16 protein-coding genes are annotated in these 18,953 nt (G+C 59.9%); 5 read left to right on the top strand and 11 right to left on the bottom strand.

What is annotated here, in order from left to right; translation table 11 throughout:
- Position 1: 1 nt before the first annotated feature.
- Positions 2–667: a class I SAM-dependent methyltransferase gene (locus BN1124_RS10495; protein ID WP_042641671.1), complete on the top strand. Its 666-nt coding sequence runs from the start codon at positions 2–4 to the stop codon at positions 665–667.
- A gap of 96 nt (positions 668–763) precedes the next feature.
- Here the strand turns inward: BN1124_RS10495 and BN1124_RS10500 are convergent, their stop codons facing one another.
- Genes BN1124_RS10500 through BN1124_RS10525 form a run of 6 tightly spaced genes read right to left on the bottom strand, consistent with a single transcriptional unit; the run spans position 764 to position 6,450 of the window.
- A complete protein-coding gene (locus BN1124_RS10500; protein WP_042641672.1) occupies positions 764–2,857 on the bottom strand; it encodes a motility associated factor glycosyltransferase family protein in 2,094 nt (697 codons plus the stop codon).
- Entirely contained in the window at positions 2,857–3,183 is a 327-nt protein-coding gene (locus BN1124_RS10505) for a hypothetical protein (RefSeq protein WP_231553627.1), read from the bottom strand. Before BN1124_RS10505 ends, BN1124_RS10500 begins: the two co-directional genes overlap by 1 nt.
- Entirely contained in the window at positions 3,180–3,602 is a 423-nt protein-coding gene (gene fliS, locus BN1124_RS10510) for a flagellar export chaperone FliS (RefSeq protein ID WP_042641673.1), read from the bottom strand. Before fliS ends, BN1124_RS10505 begins: the two co-directional genes overlap by 4 nt.
- 29 nt (positions 3,603–3,631) lie before the next feature.
- Complete coding sequence (fliD, locus tag BN1124_RS10515; RefSeq protein ID WP_042641675.1) at positions 3,632–5,041, bottom strand: flagellar filament capping protein FliD; 1,410 nt, start codon at positions 5,039–5,041, stop codon at positions 3,632–3,634.
- Positions 5,042–5,076: 35 nt separating this feature from the next.
- Entirely contained in the window at positions 5,077–5,526 is a 450-nt protein-coding gene (locus tag BN1124_RS10520; RefSeq protein WP_231553628.1) for a flagellar protein FlaG, read from the bottom strand.
- Positions 5,527–5,565: 39 nt separating this feature from the next.
- The gene (locus tag BN1124_RS10525; protein ID WP_042641676.1) at positions 5,566–6,450 is read right to left on the bottom strand and encodes a flagellin N-terminal helical domain-containing protein; all 885 of its coding nucleotides are present in this window, start codon (positions 6,448–6,450) and stop codon (positions 5,566–5,568) included.
- 15 nt (positions 6,451–6,465) lie between these two features.
- On the opposite strand from BN1124_RS10525, the gene BN1124_RS10530 reads away from it, so the two are divergent.
- Positions 6,466–7,068 carry a hypothetical protein gene (locus BN1124_RS10530; RefSeq protein WP_042641678.1) on the top strand — a complete coding sequence of 201 codons (603 nt, stop codon included), beginning with the start codon at positions 6,466–6,468 and terminating at the stop codon, positions 7,066–7,068.
- Here the strand turns inward: BN1124_RS10530 and BN1124_RS10535 are convergent.
- Together BN1124_RS10535 and BN1124_RS10545 are read right to left on the bottom strand one after the other, a co-directional pair.
- Positions 7,065–7,964 carry a flagellin N-terminal helical domain-containing protein gene (locus tag BN1124_RS10535; RefSeq protein WP_042641680.1) on the bottom strand — a complete coding sequence of 300 codons (900 nt, stop codon included), beginning with the start codon at positions 7,962–7,964 and terminating at the stop codon, positions 7,065–7,067. The genes BN1124_RS10530 and BN1124_RS10535 overlap by 4 nt on opposite strands.
- A 620-nt stretch (positions 7,965–8,584) precedes the next feature.
- Complete coding sequence (locus BN1124_RS10545; RefSeq protein ID WP_042641685.1) at positions 8,585–9,484, bottom strand: flagellin N-terminal helical domain-containing protein; 900 nt, start codon at positions 9,482–9,484, stop codon at positions 8,585–8,587.
- A 404-nt stretch (positions 9,485–9,888) separates the two neighbouring features.
- Here BN1124_RS10545 and BN1124_RS10550 point away from each other — a divergent pair, with 404 nt between their 5' ends.
- Together BN1124_RS10550 and BN1124_RS10555 are read left to right on the top strand one after the other, a co-directional pair.
- On the top strand, positions 9,889–10,521 hold the full coding sequence (locus tag BN1124_RS10550; protein WP_042641687.1) for a trimeric intracellular cation channel family protein: 633 nt from the start codon (positions 9,889–9,891) through the stop codon (positions 10,519–10,521).
- 101 nt (positions 10,522–10,622) lie between these two features.
- On the top strand, positions 10,623–11,015 hold the full coding sequence (locus BN1124_RS10555) for a hypothetical protein (protein ID WP_042641689.1): 393 nt from the start codon (positions 10,623–10,625) through the stop codon (positions 11,013–11,015).
- Between the two features lie 101 nt (positions 11,016–11,116).
- Here the strand turns inward: BN1124_RS10555 and thiI are convergent, their stop codons facing one another.
- The gene (thiI, locus tag BN1124_RS10560; RefSeq protein ID WP_042641691.1) at positions 11,117–12,565 is read right to left on the bottom strand and encodes a tRNA uracil 4-sulfurtransferase ThiI; all 1,449 of its coding nucleotides are present in this window, start codon (positions 12,563–12,565) and stop codon (positions 11,117–11,119) included.
- 190 nt (positions 12,566–12,755) lie between these two features.
- On the opposite strand from thiI, the gene BN1124_RS10565 reads away from it, so the two are divergent.
- Entirely contained in the window at positions 12,756–13,715 is a 960-nt protein-coding gene (locus BN1124_RS10565) for a hypothetical protein (RefSeq protein WP_042641693.1), read from the top strand.
- A 103-nt stretch (positions 13,716–13,818) separates the two neighbouring features.
- On the opposite strand, the gene pbpC is transcribed toward BN1124_RS10565, so the two are convergent.
- Positions 13,819–16,143, bottom strand: coding sequence for a penicillin-binding protein 1C (pbpC, locus tag BN1124_RS10570; protein ID WP_407921197.1), 2,325 nt, complete (start codon positions 16,141–16,143; stop codon positions 13,819–13,821).
- A gap of 37 nt (positions 16,144–16,180) precedes the next feature.
- Positions 16,181–18,953, bottom strand: a 2,773-nt coding sequence (locus tag BN1124_RS10575) for an alpha-2-macroglobulin family protein (RefSeq protein ID WP_042641697.1), incomplete at its 5' end; no start/stop codon positions are given.

Genomic DNA, 18,953 nt, shown 5'->3' on the forward strand with positions numbered 1-18,953 from the left:
GATGCAACAGAAAAACGTCTTCATGGCGCAGGAAGGGAACGAATGGTATGAGCGCAACAAGGCCGCCATCCTCGACAAGTCGCTGGCGAGTGATCCCATCTTCAAGGCACTGCAATACCTGGGGAGAAAGCCCGGTCGGATCCTGGAGATAGGCTGTGCCAACGGCTGGCGGCTGGCGCAGTTGGCAGACCACTACGGCGCCCGCTGCTATGGGGTGGACCCCTCGGCCAGTGCCATCCAGGATGGCCTTGCCCGTTACCCCGGCTTGCAGCTCAGCGTGGGCACGGCCGACTGCCTGCCCGAGATAGAACCCGTCGATCTCATCATCTTCGGCTTCTGCCTCTACCTGTGCGATCCTCAGGATCTGTTCAAAATTGCCGCCGGCAGCGATGCCCTGCTAGCCGATGGAGGCCTGATGACCATACTGGATTTCAATCCTCCGGTGGGCCACTATCGCAACGACTATCAGCATCACGCCAATCTGTTCAGCTACAAGATGAATTACGGTGACTTGTTTGGCTGGCACCCCGGCTACCACCGTCTGTTCGAACATGTACAGCACCATGACGGCGGTCAGGAGCTCGAGCCCGATGCGCTGATCTCGGTGCAGATAATGCGTAAAGACGCCAGGCTGCTCGCGGCGCAGAATCCCTATCCGAAGCGATAAAAAATGCCGACCCCTGGGTCGGCATTGTTCTTTTCGGGCCCGGTTCCAGGCCCATTTTTTACGCTGATATTCTGAACAGGCCTCGCGGCCTGTTTCCTACGCTTTCTTCCTGAAGAGGGCCATCACTTCGTTATCGATCATGTCGACGCTGTCGAGGGCCTTCGGATACATCTCTCTCACCTTCCCCAGGAATTCCAGCCACAGCTCGATAGCGGGTTGCATCAGCACCAGGGTCTCCTCTTCCCCCTCGAACGAATAGAGAATGGAGCTCAGCAGAGTGAACACATAGTTCATCGACCCCACCATGGTCTGGGAAATATGCTGCTGACGGGTGGCGGCGATCTGGGCAAGGTAACCAAAGTTGCGCAGCATCAGTTGGTTCAGCTCGTTGCGAGACGAGAATGGCTGTTGCCATTCGTCCATCATCTTGTCGATGAACACATTGAAGAACTCGACGTCGAGCAATGGGGAAAAGTCTTGCTTGGACAAGGGAATGGGCGCGCAGAGTGCCAGAATCCCTCCCAGCAGGGCGGCCTTGTCGATCGTCAGGGAGAGGCTTATCTCCGTGCTCGGCAAGGCCCTGGCCTTCTCAATTTTGGCGCCATCGCTGCAATTGACGCAGCGCACCTCGTCATTGGTGACCAACACCTGCTCCATCACGCGGCGGGAGGTATCGAACATGGCGTTGCTGATGACCATGCCACCGAAGTTCCCCTCACGCTGCCACAGACTGTCGCCATACATCATCTCCCCCAGAGCCCCGGCATTCTCCTCATCGTTGTAATAGGAGCTGAGCTTGGAGTGATGGTGTCCCTTGTGCTTGTAGCCATTGTCCAGGCCGAACAGATAGAGATGCTTGAACCCGAGGTGGACGGGAGCACTGATACCGATATTGCCCACCAGTGGGTTGACTCCACCTAGGGCAGCACAAGATTGCAAGCCCGAGAAATAGTTGCGATAGAGCACGACACCGGGCTCGCCAAGCTTGAAGGCGAGTGCTGAATGGTTGAACAAGGTGGCACAATCCGGATGGATGACGTCTGTGCTCAGGAACAGCACATCACGCAGGTAGTCAGGGTCATCCAGATTCACCAGGAAGTCATAGACGATCTTGGTGCGCTCGGTCTCGACATGGATATCCGGCTTGATGCCCACCTTGTGCAGGGCCGAGATGGCACTGCCGCAGGATATGATGATGGCCTTGTCTTGATTCTTCCTGATGACGGCGATGGACTCATCCAGCGAGGGGCCATTGGCAACGATAAAAACGGGGGTGCGCTGATATTGGGGCGAGATCTTGGCGTTATTTCCCAAGAAGGGAACGGCACGCTCAATATTGTTGATGGTGTGGGACAAGGCGATCAGGTTGTCGTCAAAGAAGCCCCAACCCATCACCAGCAGATAATATTCCTGCTGCACCTTCTCTATCAGTTTCTTTATCTTGTCGCCCTGGTATCCCCACATGATGAAGGCGTTGGCGATGAGGAAAGAGCCCCGACTGTGAATGGCCGACGCGAAGTCCTTCACTATGGTCTCTTCATCCTGCCCCAGCAGGATGTGCAGCCCCAGATTCTCCTGATGCAGATAGGCCAGCAAGGGAGCCCAGTCGAAGCAGAACAGCGACCCGTAAAACAGATCCAGATCCGGCTCGAACAGGAACAGGGTGCCTACCTTGCACTGCTCATAGAGGTAGCCAAGATGGTAACCCAGCCCCACCCCGAAGATCAGGGCGCTGGGCACCTCATGGGGCACCCGATCCAGCATCGCCTCCCGGGCCGAGATGTCGTCGAGATAGGCATTGAGCTTGTTGAGGTACTCCACATGCATGAAGCCGAGCGGATTTGCCTCCTGGCTGAAGGAGAACTTGGATAACCCCCCCTTCTCCATAAACTCGGTTACCAGCGTCTCGCAGATGAGGTAGGGTTCGGCTCCATAGACGGCGACGTCATCGTCGAGCCAGGCCAGGTTGGGCTGACCATTCTCGTTACAGAAGAAGCGGAACGGGCGCGCGGGTTGGTAGGCTTCGTACATATCGGCGATATGGGGGATATATTGGCGAAACGCCGCCATATTTTGTTCGAAGCGCAGCGGCAAGGCCATCGCCATGGCCGCTTCCTGCTCTGCCTGCTGTTGGAGTCGCAGTGCGTCTTGTTCGGCTTTGACCAGGGTCGCGTCGATATTGAGTGACATCAGAACTCCTTGCTGTTCACACGATAAGCTTGCCCGGCCCTGTTGCCTCTCCCAACGCGAGCCAGCTGTTCGAAAATGGCGTGATGATGACTGGCGGCCAGGGTCTTCATGCTCTCTTCCTGAATGGACAGAGCGCCGGCCAGGGCCGCTGCGGCTTGTTGCTGAGCAGGTTCCTCTCTGACCAGCTGCACCAGGCTGTCTATCAACGCCAGCCGGTCATCCATGCACAGCAAGGCCTCGTCATATTGCTGTTGTTGCAACAGCGACTCCATCAGGCAGGCGTTGTCCGTCAATGCCTCTTCGAGGGAGACGAGAGTGACGCTCACAACTCACCCAGCTGTTGTCTCATCTGATAACCTTGTTGTTTTTCTGCCTCTGGCAGCTGATCCCATCCGGATTTGATGGTCACCATCAGACCCATGACCTCCTCGAGGGGCGCAATATCCCGTGCCAGACTGGCATCCCAGATACGCTCATCCATATAGACGTAGAGTCCATACAGATCCTCGGCCATGGTTCCCTGACTCAGGTCGAGCGCATCCTGCAGGCCGTGCAACAACCCCTGAGCCTTGGAGATAGCGACCGATTTCGCCTCCATGTCATTACGATCGATGGCGCCCTTGGCCTGAGCCAGCCGCTCGAGAAAGCCTTGCATCATAAGCTGAATGACACGATGAGGATCGGCAACCGTCAAATCAGCCGCGATGCTGGTTGCCTTATATGCCTTCAGATTACGGTTGTACATGGTATGAGTCCTCGTAACATCACGATCAATCAATTCTTATTGTTTATTTGTAGCGACGTCAGGGCGGATGCCGAGTTGTTCATCTTGACCAACAGGGCATCCAGACTGCCGTATTGTGCGCGCAAGGAGGCTTCATACTTTGTCAGCTGTGCATTGGCCGTCGATGCTTTTTGAGTGAGGCTGCGCAGATCCGAATTCAGGACATCTTCCCGCTGCGCCAGCATGCCGCCACTCTTGGTGTATTCCTTCAGACCCTTGTTCAAGGTGGATGCTAAACCATCATCCCCACCGAACAACGCCACCACCTGATCGAAATTCTTGTCAATAGCCTCACTGAACTTTGTCTTGTCCAGAGACAGCTTGCCCTTGTTATCCATCTTCATACCGATCTCGAAGATGGTGGAATAGGTGCCGCTGTTCTTGGAAGGGCTGACCAGCAGATTGCTCATGAAAGAGCTGATGGCGCGTGTGGTCGCATCACCGGCCAGGGCACCACCATCGTCCTGCTTCACCCCCCCCACGAAGGTGCCACGTTTGTCCAGGGTATTCATCTTGTCTTGCAGCGTGTTGTAGCCATCTACAAACTGCTGGACCAGCTCCTGGATAGAGGTCTTGTCGGTGGTGATATCCACCTTGTTTGACTTTCTCGCATCCGGGACGGCGCTATCTTTGTCCGCATCCGACAACCGCAGTACGGTTATCTTGAGATCCTGAACGGAGTCGTCAAAGGTATTGGTGTCGCTCTTGAGGACGTTGCCATCCACGTTGATCTCGGCGCTGCCGGCGCTGCGCGTCTGGCTCATCACGCTACCCGACGTCCTCACATCGAAAACCTCGAGCTCAGGAGTGCTCCCGGTTATGGTCAGATCCTTGCCATCCCCCGAGACACCGGAGTCGATCATCAGCTTGGCCTTGCCATCCGCCGTGTTGACGATGTTGACACTGAGCCCGAAGTTGTCCCCGTTGCTGTTGATGGTCTTGCGGATGTCTTGCAGGGTATAGCCCGCCTTGACATCTACCTTGAACGTCTTGTCACCGGCCTTGAACGTCAGCTGGCCATCCTGAGTCACCATCGGGGTAGTGGAGCTATCGAAGACCCCCTCCTGACGGCTCGTTTGTGCCAACTTATTGACGGTGATGTTGTACTGGCCGTTGGAGGCACCCGACTTGCTCTCCACCTTCAAGATGGGATCGTCTTTGCTCTGGGTAATGTTGATGGCGCGTTTGTTGAAGGCACCGGGGGCACTCAACTTGTCCAGAATGTCGGTGAAGGCAGAGATGGAGGATTTGAGCTGACCTATGCCAGACAAGGTGATCTGAGTGCTGTTTTGCTTGGTGACGATCGGCTGCTGCAACTGGGCCTTCTTGGCCGCCACACTTGCCGCGATCACACTCTCAAGATCGAGTCCAGAACCCGCCCCTGCAGAGGTAATTGCCATCCTATCCTCCTGTCTATCCGCTTAAAAAAATAGGGTCACACCTGACCATCAAACAGCAGTCCTGGGAGGCTGGCCAGATTGCCACTCGCCTGCTCCATCGCCTGCAGTCTCTTGTTCATCAAGAGCATTTCTTCGCTCGGGATCTGGCGGATAACTTGCTTGGTATCCGCGTCTATCACCTTGATCACGGGTTGATCGAGCTCGGGTACCAGACTGAAGTTGATGGTCCATCCCTTCAATCGACTCAAACTGTCCAACCTTTCTTGCAATTCCTGGGCCTGTTTTTCTATCTGGGCCTCTTTGATACGCGACTCTGATGCCTTGGTATGCGCCTGCGATGCCTTGGCTGTCGGCTCGACACTCGCCTGTTCGACTGCATTGTCCCCGCCGGATGTGGACGGTGAAACAGGCATGGCGGCCTGAGGGCCGCCATGTTGAGTTAGCGTCGAAGTAACAGAAGGCATGACTATCGATTCAGTGGCCATCTGCTGCTCCTCATGTCAGTGTTTGACGGTGTAACCGACTTAACCCAGCAGCGACAGAGCCGACTGTGGGCGCTGGTTGGCCTGGGCCAGGATGCTGGAGGCCGCCTGTTGCAGGATGTTCTGCTTGGTCATGTTGGCGGTCTCGGTCGCAAAGTCCGCATCGCGGATACGGGAGCGCGCGGCGCTGACGTTTTCCGAGATATTGGACTGGTTGCGAATGGTCGAATCCAGCCGGTTTTGCACCGCACCCAGCTCGGCACGCTTGCCATCGACCACGCCCAGCATGGCGTCGACTGCCCCCAGCACATCTTGGGCATTGCTCTGGCTACTGATGCTGATCCCACCGACAGTAGAACCGCTGGTGAAAATACTGCCGACTGCGGCACCACCTGATGCAGATACTGCTGCCGCAATACCGGAAATGCTGAAGCCATCGGTTTGAGACAGGCTGAAGCCGATGGTCTGGTTGGCATCTGCACCCACCTGGAAGTTCCCAGCATAAGAACCATCCAGCAGCTTGGTGCCCGCGAAGGTGGTGTCTTTGGAGATACGGTTGATCTCTGAACCCAGCTGATCCACTTCTTTCTGCAGGGCCTCGCGATCCTTGGCTGAGTTGGAGCCGTTGGCGGATTGCTGAGCCAGGGTGCGCATGCGCTGCAGCATGCCGGTCACTTCATCCATGGCCCCTTCTGCGGTCTGCGCCAAGGAGATGCCATCGTTGGCGTTGCGGTTACCCTGATCCAGCCCATTGACCTGGGAGGTCAGACGATTGGAGATCTGCAGGCCTGCGGCATCGTCTTTTGCACTGTTGATGCGCAGACCGGATGCCAAACGGGTATATGAGGTATCCAACGATTTGGTGGTGTTCATCAAGTTACGCTGGGCGTTCAGTGATGAAGTGTTGGTATTGATAAACATGGCCATAAAAAATTTCTCCTGATGAACAAGAAACTGCGGGCTCTGCTTGTGTCACACAGTCAGGATCCCACCGTTCAGATGGACAGCTTGAACAGGCTGTTTCATCTGGCGGGTCCTCTGTTTGAACGGACATCAAACCCGCAGTTGCGCAAATGTTGGATTTCCGAACACCCCTCAATTTGCTTCATATCCTGTAACGGCAGTCCCATCAGAAGCTTTAGGAAATTTATTGCCGCTTTCATCAGCAGGGAGGCAAGACTCCTCCGCCTGTATGAGATTGCAGGCAAGGATCGGCCATTCAATCCCGATTCAGACGCAGAGAACCAGCCCTGTGATGAATCCTATGGCTTGGATGAGGAGTGGCATGGTTCATGCTTGAAACTATGGGTCGCCGACTTTATGGCGCCCATAAGAAAGCCGACGATGTCGGCCAAAGAAGAGCTTATGCTCAGGAGAACAGCCTTGATAGTGGGCAGAGTGAACGACTGCTCAACCCTCGAGGCGGTATACCACAATAAGAGAATTTCTCTTTCGATAGAACAAGGCGTAAATCCGAACACCCCGTTGTTCCATCTTTCTTACCAGGGCGGCCTGAACAACCGCCCTTTTCTTTTTTCCGCTTAACCCAGCAGTGACAGCGCGGACTGCGGGCGCTGGTTGGCCTGAGCCAGGATACTGGAAGCCGCCTGTTGCAGAATGTTCTGCTTGGTCATGTTGGCGGTTTCGGTCGCGAAGTCCGCATCCCGGATACGGGAGCGCGCAGCACTGACGTTCTCGGAAATGTTGGACTGGTTGCGAATGGTCGAATCCAGACGGTTCTGCACCGCACCCAGCTCGGCACGTTTGCCATCAACGATCCCCAGCATAGAATCAACTGCGGCCAGAACATTTTGCGCATTAGTCTGAGTACTGATACTGATGCCACCAGCACTACCACTCAAGAAGATGGTGCTCACGGCAAGGGCACCCCCACTTGCTGCGGTCACAGTCGTGTTCGCCGCAGCAGAAATACCGGAAATGCTAAACCCTCCTGCTTGGGAAAGACTAAAGCCGATGGTCTGGTTAGCGTCAGCCCCTACCTGGAAGCTACCGTTGTAGTTGCCATCCAGCAACTTGGTACCTGCGAAGGTGGTATCGGTAGAAATACGGTTGATTTCGGACCCCAGCTGATCCACTTCTTTTTGCAGGGCCTCGCGATCCTTGGCTGAGTTGGAGCCGTTGGCGGATTGCTGAGCCAGGGTACGCATACGCTGCAGCATGCCGGTTACTTCATCCATGGCACCTTCCGCGGTCTGCGCCAGGGAGATGCCATCGTTGGCGTTGCGGTTGCCCTGATCCAGACCGTTGACCTGGGAGGTCAGACGGTTGGAGATCTGCAGACCCGCCGCATCGTCCTTGGCGCTGTTGATACGCAGGCCGGAGGCCAGGCGGGTGTATGAGGTATCCAACGATTTGGTGGTGTTCATCAAGTTACGCTGAGCGTTCAATGATGAAGTGTTGGTATTGATAAACATGGCCATAAAAGATTTCTCCTGATGAACAAGAAACTGCGGGCTCTGCTTGTGTCACACAGTCAGGATCCCACCGTTCAGGTGGACAGCTTGAACGGGTCTGTTCCACCTGGCGGGTCCTCTGTTTGAACGGACATAGGACCCGCAGTTGCGCAAATGTTGGATTTCCGAACACCCCTCAATTTGCTTCACATTCTGTAACGGCCGCTCCATCAGAAGCTTTAAGTAATTTATTGCCACCCTCATCAACAAATAAAACTCCGGTGTAGCTGTTAATGCGAAATAGCAAAGGGGAAAGAATGTGATCATGAGTCTCCTGATCACAGGAGATGGATGCGAGTCTTGAACATTAGGCTGGATTAAACTGGCGCACTTTGTGCTTGGAATTGGGTGCGTCGGTATTTCGGCGCCATAAAAAAGGCCGACAATGTCGGCCAAAGAAGAGCTTACGCTCAGGAGAACAACCTCGAGGGTGACAGAGTGAACGATCTGCGCAACACTCGAGGGGTATACCAATAAAAGAATCTCTCTTTCGATAGGACAAGGCGTAAATCCGAACACCCCGTTGTTCCATCTTTCTTACCAGGGCGGCCCGAACAACCGCCCTTTTCTTATTCTTGAAATAACGCTTAGTTTTGCAGCAGAGAGAGCGCAGACTGCGGACGCTGATTCGCCTGAGCCAGGATGCTGGACGCTGCCTGTTGCAAGATGTTCTGCTTGGTCATGTTGGCGGTCTCGGTGGCGAAGTCTGCATCGCGAATACGGGAGCGCGCGGCACTGACGTTTTCTGAGATGTTGGACTGGTTACGAATGGTTGAGTCCAGCCGGTTCTGTACCGCACCCAGCTCGGCACGCTTGCCATCCACTACGGTCAGCATGGAGTCGACTGCTGCCAGCACGTTCTGAGCGTTGCTCTGGCTGCTGATGCTGATACCACCGGCACTACCGCCAACAAAGACTGTGGAGATACCAACCGCAGCCGCTGTACCAGCAATGGTGGTTGCCGCTGCTGCCGCAATCCCGGAGATACTGAAGCCATCTGCCTGAGACAGGCTGAAACTGATGGTCTGGTTGGCATCGGCACCAACCTGGAAGGTGCCACCGAAAGAGCCATCCAGCAGCTTGGTGCCCGCGAAGGTGGTCGCGGTGGAGATACGGTTGATCTCGGCGCCCAGTTGATCCACTTCTTTTTGCAGGGCTTCACGATCTTTGGCGGAGTTGGAGCCGTTGGCTGACTGTTGGGCCAGTGTACGCATGCGCTGCAGCATGCCGGTCACTTCGTCCATGGCCCCTTCTGCAGTCTGTGCCAGGGAGATGCCGTCGTTGGCGTTGCGGTTGCCTTGATCCAGGCCATTGACCTGAGAGGTCAGGCGGTTGGAGATCTGCAGACCCGCCGCATCGTCTTTGGCGCTGTTGATGCGCAGGCCGGAGGCCAGACGAGTGTAGGAGGTATCCAGAGATTTGGTGCTATTCATCATGTTACGCTGAGCGTTGAGCGATGAAACGTTAGTATTAATAAACAGACTCATAACCATTCTCCTAAGCTATTAAATTTTATCTTTAATTCACTCAGGCTTTGTTTTGTTTTGTGCCTGATATGTTTAGTTAACGGCGCCTTTTTCAGATACTTTAATTTGTTTTTTAAAGCGCTTGTCGCTTTAATCGCCGCCTACCCTATATATCGGCCCATATCCACCAGCCTTGAGAAAAAATTCGAAATTTTTTACCGATATGTTCAGACTGCCCCTCATCAGCATGGCTCCTTCCTTGTTACCGCCGATGTGCAGGGAGCGCCGCTCTCGCCCGCCTCCCCCGACGACTGGTGCCAAGGAAACCGGCTCTGGCTCTCACTTTTGCACGTCAGGATTGCTCACCGGCGCCCCTTGCCCCTAAAATCGCCGCCCCACCATTTATCGGACGTGAGTTGTTCTCCATGCAGACACTGGTTGAGCAAATTGTTTACATCAGCGACATGTTTGGTACTGCGGTCTTCGCGTTCTCCGGCGTGCTGGTCGCCGGTCGGCTGCGGATGGACGGCTTCGGTGTCATGGTGCTGGCCGCGGTGACCGCCATCGGCGGGGGCACCATCCGCGACATGATCCTGGGCGCCACCCCGGTGTTCTGGGTACGGGATCCCCTCTATATCTGGGTGATCATCGCCACCGCACTGATCGGCATGTGGATGGTCAAGCTGCCAAGACGCATGCCCTGGTACGTGCTGCCGGTGGCGGATGCCTTCGGCTTGGCCCTGTTTACCGTGATCGGGGCGCAAAAGGCGCTCAACTTCGGCACGCCGGGCCTGATTGCGGTGATCATGGGCACCATGACCGGCGTCGCCGGTGGCATGATCCGGGATGTGCTGGCCCGTGAAGTGCCCATGGTGCTGCAAAAGGAGATCTACGCCACCGCCTGTATCCTGGGGGGCATCCTCTATACCCTGGCGCTGGAGTGCAATGTGGACAAGGTAGTCGCCATGCTGATCAGCATGCTGGGGGTGTTTGGCCTGCGGGTGGCGGCCATCTACTGGCATCTGTCACTGCCGACCTTCTCGCTGCAGCGACACTGAACTGGCTCTGAATGGGCTGGCTCCCATCCCAGGAGAGGCAACATTGAACCAAGCACACTTTTCTGTTGTCATAGAGTGGTCGTTTTAAGCCGGACTACCTCATGCAAAAACTTGGGCTCATTACCACTCTCCTACTGATGACGGTTGCGGCGGCTCATGCCGGCGCACAGGCCCTGTTCGGACGCCTGGCATCGACCCCGGTGCAACAGTTCAACCAGCAGATCCGTCAGGCGAGCAGCAGTCAGCAGGGTTGGGTCAACGACTACCGCGAAGTGGCGCGCCGCTTCGTGGGCCATGAAGACGTGCCCAGCCGCATCCACGCCCAGCAACTGGATAACGATCTGGTGCTCTCGGTGGCGCTTGATGGCCGCAAGAGCGACATGATCTATATCCTGACGATGTTTCGCAGTGACAACCTGTGGCAGATGCGTCAGGCCGAGATGGGCTGGCGCTGTCAGGGCCAGGAGACCTTTACCCCCGTGCCTTGCCCCTGATCCCATGGCAGAAGATAGAGGGATCAGCCTGGGCTGACCTTCCGAGGTGAAATAAAAAAATCCGGCGCTATGGCCGGATTTTTTTATGGGAGGCGCGTTGGTTACGGGCGATACACCTTCACGTTGTCAAAGCCCTGCTCTTTCAGATAGAGCGCCTGCAGCTTGCTCATCACGCCGCGATCGCAATACAGCAGATAGGTCTGCTCCTTGGGCAGGTCGCCAAAGGTGGTCGCCAGCTTGAAGAACGGGATGTGCAGCACCTCGCGTCCCTCCACCACCAGCGGCTTCTCGTCACGCTCATCACTGGAGCGGATATCCAGCACAACCTCATCGGCGGCCAGCACCTCGGTCGTCTCGACCTCCTGCACCTGGGCGGACGTCTCCTCGCCGATGCGGCGGATGTCGAGATAACGGGCCTCGCTCACCACCTTGTCCAGGATGGCGAAGTCGAAGTTGCCCTCTTCCGCCTCGATGTTGGACAGCACGGCCTTGATGGTCGGCTTCTTGGAGATGACGCCGCAATATTCCGGCATGGTCTCGGCGAATTCCAGAGTACCGATACGGCGGGCCTCGGCGATGATGTCCGGCTTGTCCCAGGTGATGAGGGGGCGCAGGATCACCTTGTCGGTCACCCGGTCGATGACGTTCAGATTGGTGAGGGTCTGGCTGGAGACCTGCCCCACGCATTCGCCGGTCACCAGCGCCGGGATCTGGAAGGTTTCTGCCACCTGGCCGGCGGCACGCATCATCATGCGCTTGAGCACCACGCCCATCTGGCCGTTGTCGATCTTCTCGAGGATCTCGGCCACCACCGGCTCGAAGTCGATGGCGGTGAAGCGCACCTTGTGGGAGGCACCGAACTTGCTCCAGAGGTAGTAAGCAACCTGCTTGACGCCTATCTCGTGGGCAGCCCCGCCCAGATTGAAGAAGCAGTAGTGCACCCGGCAGCCGCGCTTGATGAACTGGTAGGAGGCGACGCCAGAGTCGAAGCCACCGGAGAGCAGGCTCAGCACGTCTTCCTGGGTCGCCATGGGGAAGCCACCCATGCCGTGGTGCACGGCGCTGATGATGTAGAGCTCATCATTTTCCACTTCCAGGTTGACCTGGATATCGGGTTTTTTCAGGCGCACACCGGCGGTTTCGCAATGCTGGTTCAGGCCACCACCCACGTAGCGCTCCAGCTCCAGGGAGCTGAAGTCGTGCTTGCCGACCCGGCGCGCACGCACGCAGAAGGTCTTGCCTTTCAGACGATCACCCCAGACGGCGCGAGTCTGCTCGAAGATGTCGTGCAGGTCGGTGAAGTTGCTCAGCTTCACCTCGAGGAAATACTGGATGCCCGGGATACAGGCCAGGGTCTCCAGATACTGGGCGTGGAACTGGTCATTGCGCGAGCTCACGATCAGCTTGTCCCAGTCCATCCGCACGCGGGCATCTTCGTCAAAGCGGCGCAACACGTTGCGGATGTTGCCCTGCAGCATCTTGGTGAAGCGCTGACGCACTGACTTGCTCTTGATGGTGATTTCCGGGAACAGCTTGATAATGAACTTCATGATGATGACTCGGGTGGCCTCGATTTAAGGGCGCGAATTATATCAGAAGTTTGGGGCCAGCGCCTACTGGCTGAGCGCCCGCTCACATTCCCCCGCACAATTCCCCACGCAATGTTTGCCGCCAGACGGCGATCTTGCGTATATTCCCCAGCCTGCGACCTGGCAACAGTCTTGATAACAGATCGATTCGATGAAGACCTATATCTACTACCCCGGCATGGAAGTGCGGGATGAACTCTGGCTCAAGTTTGCCCTGATCTACCTGGAGCGGCTCGCCTTCGTCTTTACCGTCAGCGAGAAGAGCGGCCTGACCGCCCTGCTGGAAACCCTGCGCCAGCAGACCGATCTGCTGGCCGAGCGGCCCGATGCCGACTTCTTTGCGGCCATCACTCCCCAAATAGAAAATCAGATCGCCGGCCTTATCGCTCCCGACTTCGTCCGCCACAAGGTGTTTGGCAACAAGGAGCTCATCGGCCGCTGGCGTCAGGCCAGCAATCACGACTGTTTCTGCCCGGCCCAGGCCGGTCTCGAGCGGCTGCACGGCTATTGTCTCGCCACCGGCTTTGCCAGCCAGGACGAGGGGGGGATCAGGATGGCGCGGCGCTTCGCGAACCTGCTCTCCATGCGCCTCGCCCGTGAGTGGGCGCTCGCCAATGAGGGGGCCCTCATCACGGATCACGACTATCTGGACAGGTTGCTGCACCTGCTCGAATCCCGCTACCACAACCGGGGCGGTCAGGACTGCTTCCACCTCGAGATCCCGTTGCGAGTACCCACTCACCTCTCCGCCATCCCCTTCGAGGAGCTGATCTCCCTGCGGGCCCGCAGCGGTTTTCGTCAGCAGCTGGCGGCCTTTCATCAGGCCCTCGATGCCCTGCTCACCATGCTGGGCAGCGGCTACGCCGATCCCGCCGTCATGACCCGCTTCGAGCAGGCCCAGCAAGGGCTCAATCTGCTGCTGGGGGCAGAGACCCAGAGTCTGCCGCTCACCACCCTGGTCAGTACTGGCCTGCCGGCCATGGCAATGATCCATCGGCTCAAGGCGAGCCACCCGGACACGACGCTCATCTTCCATCCCATCAAGAAGAGCCACTTCCATCAGCGCAAGAGTCAGCACTTCTTTACTCGGCTGGGGCAGGTCAAGCCCTGAGCCGCTGAAGGCAAGGCCCCTCTCGCCCTTCACAGGCTCCTGACCAGGGCGATCGTCAATATTTTGTCACATTATGGTGGGCCAAAACCGAACCCTCTCCTGCTCAGGAGGGATTTTCCAGTCGAAACTCTATACGATCGCTGTTGCCCGCCTCATCAACCACTACCAGCTGATATAGGCCCGCCTCGCTAAGTACCTGATCCCCGTCCCAGCGCAGGCGCTGACCGTTGAGAAACCAGAACGGCTTGCCGATCCCGCCCAGCACCCTGGGTTGCAGGCGGTAACGCTGGCTGCGGATGAGGTTGCCCTCCCCCAACGCCACTATGCGAATTGGCGCCTGCAGATCCGCCCCACGTCCCTCCCCCTCGCAACCACTGGCCAGCAGTGCCCCGCGCCGCTCGCCGGGGGCACGCCAGGGCTCGAGCGCCAACGGCCACAAGGCCCGCCAGGTCGAGTCGCTGGCCTCGAGACAGCGCGCCAGGGTCGGTGTGCCCTGCGCCGTCAGCGCCACCTTGCGCAGCGGTGAGGGCCAGTCCATGGGATCGGGCAGAGTCGGGGGATCCCGCTCATCGAGCAGCCAGGCGCTCTGGTGCTGCTGGCAGGTGCCTGGCAGGGTGGCGCTCGCCCGCCGCCCCAGTGGCCAGCAGATGTCGGCCTCACTCACGGTATTGGGTTGTACCGGCAAGGGGCTGTTATCGCTGAGGCGGGAATACACCGAGAGCAGCAGCGGCACCGCCGCACTCTGGCCGTAGAAGCCGGGCAAGGGGGTGCCATCGGGGCGTCCGAGCCAGACCCCCAGGGTCCAGCGGCCCGAGACCCCGAGCGCCCAGCTGTCGCGGTAGCCGTAACTGGTGCCGGTCTTCCAGGCCAGCCGGTTGACTCGCCCGGTCGCCTCGCTGTCGAAGGGTTGATCCGCCCTCCCCTGCGTGCTCAGCATGTGCCAGACGATCCAGGCGGCCCCCGGGCTCAGCAAGGGGCGAGACACCGCCTGCTGCCCTGCGAGCCAGACCGGCATCGCCACCTGCCCCCGGCGGGTGAGCGCACTGTAGAGCGCCACCAGCTGCTCCAGCCGAATGCCTGCGGCCCCGAGCGCGATGGCGGGATTGGGTTTGTCTGACAGCGCCAGCCGCACCCCCGCATTGTCCAGCCGGTTGACCAGGGTATCGGGCCCCAGCGCCTCCAGTACCTGCACCGCCGGCACGTTGAGGGACTGCTGCAGCGCCTGGGCCAGGGTCACAGGCCCCTGAAAGGCGCCGCTGAAGTTCGCGGGGCGGTAGTCAGCGCCGAGGCGTGGCGCATCGGAGAGCAGGGAGGCCGAATGCACCAAGCCCGCATCCAGCGCCAAGCCATAGATGAAAGGCTTGAGGGTAGATCCCGGCGAGCGAATGGCCTGCACCATGTCGAGGTAGCCGTGGCGCCGCAGGTTGCCATACTCGGCGCTGCCCACGTAGGCGCGCACCGCCATGGTCTGGTTGTCCACCAGCAGCAGGGCGGCGGAGGTCTGCTCCGGGAAGCGGCGGATGTAGCTCGCCACCCGCGCCTCCAGCCAGCGTTGCAGATCCCCGTCTATGGTGGTGTGCACCAGCGCCCCCGGCTGGCTGTCGGCGGCGAGGCGGGCAAACAGCGGCGCCTCCATGGGGGTGAAGTGCCCCCGGGCCAGCACCGGCTCGATGCGCCCCTGCTCCCAGACAGACGCAGGCCAGGCCCCCTGTTTGACCAGCCGCTGCATCACCTTGTCGCGGGCGGCGCGGGCCAGCTCGGGGTGCCTGTCTGGCCGGTAACGGCTGGGCGCCTGGGGCAACACCGCCAGCAGGGCCGCCTCCGCATGGGTGAGTTTGGCCGCACTCTTGCCCAGATAGGCGAAGCTCGCCGCCTGCACCCCCTCCAGATTGCCGCCAAAGGGCGCCCGGTTGAGGTAGACGGTGAGCAGGGTGCGCTTGTCATAGTGCCACTCCAGCTGCAGTGCCCGCGCCATCTGGCGCAGCTTGCCCGGAATGGATCGCTGGTAGGGTTCGATGAGACGCGCCACCTGCATGGTGAGGGTGGAGCCACCGGAAACAGCCCGGCCATAGCGCAGCCACTGCCAGACGCCGCGTGCCATGGCCAGCGGGTTGACCCCGGGGTGTTGCCAGAAGTGGCGATCCTCGTAGCCAAGCAGCGCCTCTATGTAGCGTGGGGAGACCTGCTCCAGGGTCACCGGATAGCGCCAGACCCCGCTGGTGTCGGCGAAGGCCCGCAGCGGCTTGCCCTGCCGGTCCAGCACCACCCGCGCATAGGCAGGATCCAGCGGCGGCGGCGGGAAGACCCTGTCCAGCGCCAGCAATAACAGGACAGTGCCACCCAATAACAGCCCCGTCAGGCGCAGCCAAGGGGGCCCCCTCCGCCAGGCGGACCCTAGCTTGCGAGCGCCTGCCCGGCATAGCGCCAAGTAGCTGGCCGGGCGTGAGGGGTCCGGCAAGGACGACTTATTCAGAGATGATCACCTCGTGAATATCCTGCCCGACCGCCCTCAGCTCGGGGCGATACATATCCTCCACCTGGGTCGGCGGCACCTGATAGCGACCCGGCGTCACCGCCCGCATCAGGTAGACCAGTTGCTGATTGCCTCCCGCGCTCAGATCCAGCGCCGCCGTGTAGCGATCGTCCCTGAACTCCTGATGCTTGAGGTAGTCGTTCCAGTCGCTCTGCCAGGCCGGTTTGCCTTCAATCTTCAGCTCCTCGAGCTTGATGCTGTTGCCAAGGGCCGGGTTCTCCAGCTCGAAGCCCGCCGGCAGCATCTCCACCAGCAGGGCGTCGGGCACCGCCTGTTCGCTCGATACGTTGAGCCGCACCACCACCAGATCGCCGACCCGTGCCTTGGCGGGATCGAAGCGCTGCCCATCGGCATTGAACCAGCTGCGGGTCACGCTCATGCCCTGGCTGATGCGGGCTGGCGCCTGTGTCGGGTAGCCTATCAGGGTGCGCTGCACATAGAGGGAGCCCTCGCCCTGATTGTCGACACCGGTGACGGCCAGCGAATCCGGAGCCCCTAGCTGCCGGCTCATCTGACCGGCCAGACGCTGTTCACCCGCGGCGCTCTCCACCCTGGCCAACCAGTCGACGGCGGGGTCGACCTGGGCCAGGCGCAGCAGGGCGAGCCGCTCCTGGGTACTGAGCCACTGGCGATGGGCCAGGGTGTCGGCCAGCTTGGCGCTCAACTCGGGCCAGCTCGCCTGTGCCAGCTTGTGCTGGCGCAGCAGGGCAAGCTCGAGGGCACCGTCCCGCAGCGGCGAGCCGTAATCTGCCAGATAATCCTCCCCGCGCGGGGTCGCCAGCGCCCGGTCGAGGGCCAGGGCGCCGTTCTGTTCGTCCCCCATGGCCGACAGGGCCAGGGAAAGGTGCAGCAGCGGCAGACCGGAGCGGGCATGATCCGCCTGCTGCTCCCAGATGAGCCGCAGGGTGGAGAGCGGCGCCTTGCCCACCCGTGCCAGTACATAAGCACTGTAGGCCTGATAGGCCAGCCGGCTGTGCTCGGGGGCACTGCTCCAGCGCTCGCCGTACTGACCATCGGTGAGATAGCTCTGCAGGCGACCCAGCGCCTGGCTCAGCATGGCCTCGGGCACGGCTTCCCCGGCCTCCTTGCGAGTCAACAGGTAGTCGGCGGCGTAGACGGTGAGCCACTGCTCCTCGTCGGAACGCCCATCCCAGAGGCCGAAGCCGCCGCTCGGCAGCTGCAACCGTTGCAGGCGCTGCAGCAAGGCCCGCTGCACCTCGGCCTCACTCGTCGCCTTGTCCTGCCTGGGCAGAGACTGAGACCAGGCCTCGCGCTCGGCGGCCGTGGTGAGCTCATAAGGCCAGGCGCGGGAGAGGGTCTGCTCCAGGCAGGCATAAGGGTATTGAGCCAGCGCCTGCCACTGGGCCGCCGGATCCCAGGGCGGGGTGCCGGAGAAGCTGAGCAGCCCCTGCAGGTTGGCAGGATCCAGCCCCGCCAACTCGTCCGGTGCGAAGCTCATCTGCTGGTTTGGCGCCAGCATCTGATAACGCTGGCGAGTCTCGGCCGGCCAGGGTGATCGCAGGGGCAGCGACCACTCGCGGTTCACCTCAAAGCCTTTGCCGCTGGCCGCCAGCTGCAGGCGGGCCACCCCGCTCGCCCCGCTGACGTGCAGCGGCAGAGTGAGCCAATGCTCCTCACCCTGCTTCAGCGCCAGGGTGGTTGGCAGCTCGGCGCCCGCCTGCAGGCCGCCACTCAGGGTCCAGGCCAGCGACAGGGTCTGATCCTCGCCGCTCATGTTGCGCAGCTGCACCAGGGCGCGGGTCTCATCCCCGCGCGCACCGAAGCGTGGCCAGCCTATCTCGGCCACCAGGGGAGACACCACCTTGATGGCCCGCTCGGCCTGACCGACTTGCTGCTCATTCCAGGCCAGCGCCATCAGCGCCAGCTCACCATTGAAGTTCGGCAGATCCAGCGGTATCACCGCCTTGCCGCTCTCATCGAAGCTCACCTCGCCGCTCCAGAGCGCGGCCACCTCGACCCGGCTCTCCAGCGCCCCGCCCTTCTTGAGGGCCGGCGCGTCGCCGCCGTAGTTGAGCCGTGCCAGCTTGCCATCCTGGGGCGGGATCACCTGACCGTAGTTATCGAACAAATCCTGAGCGAAGCGCTTGCGACCGAAGAAGATCTCGAAGGGATCCAGCGGCTGGTAGTCGCTGATATTGAGCACCCCTCTGTCCACCGCCGCCAGCACCACCCGGCCCCGGCTGTTCGGGGTCGCGCTGACCGCCACCTCGAGCCGGCTGAGCGGCACCGCCTTGTCCGGTGCACTCAGACTGAGTGGCAACCGACGCGCCTCCCGGTCGAGCACCAGCGGCACCAGCCCGACCGAGCGCAGACCCTGCACCCGCTGCTGGCTCACCGGCTGGGCGTCGCTGTCCGGCGCCGCTATCTGGGCCGAGATATGCACGTCGTGGCGCTGCCAGTCGGGGCTGACCGGGATCTCGAACTCCCCGCGCCCCTCTGCCGCCGCGCCGCCTTCGGCTTTGAGCTCGATGCGCTGCCACCAGCGCAGGCCGTCGCCATCTTCCACCATCAGCAGCCCCTTGCCCGCACGGGGAGAGACCAGGGTCACCTTGGCCTTGTCGCCGGCCTGATAAGCGCGCTTGTCGAGGCTGATGGCTATCTTGTCCGGGCGCGCCTGCTCGCCACCGCCGCCCCAGGCGTAGCTGCCTATCTCTACCCTCAGGCTGGATTGGTGGCCCTGACTG

The sequence above is a fragment of the Aeromonas eucrenophila genome, from assembly GCF_000819865.1.
GTDB lineage: Bacteria > Pseudomonadota > Gammaproteobacteria > Enterobacterales > Aeromonadaceae > Aeromonas > Aeromonas eucrenophila.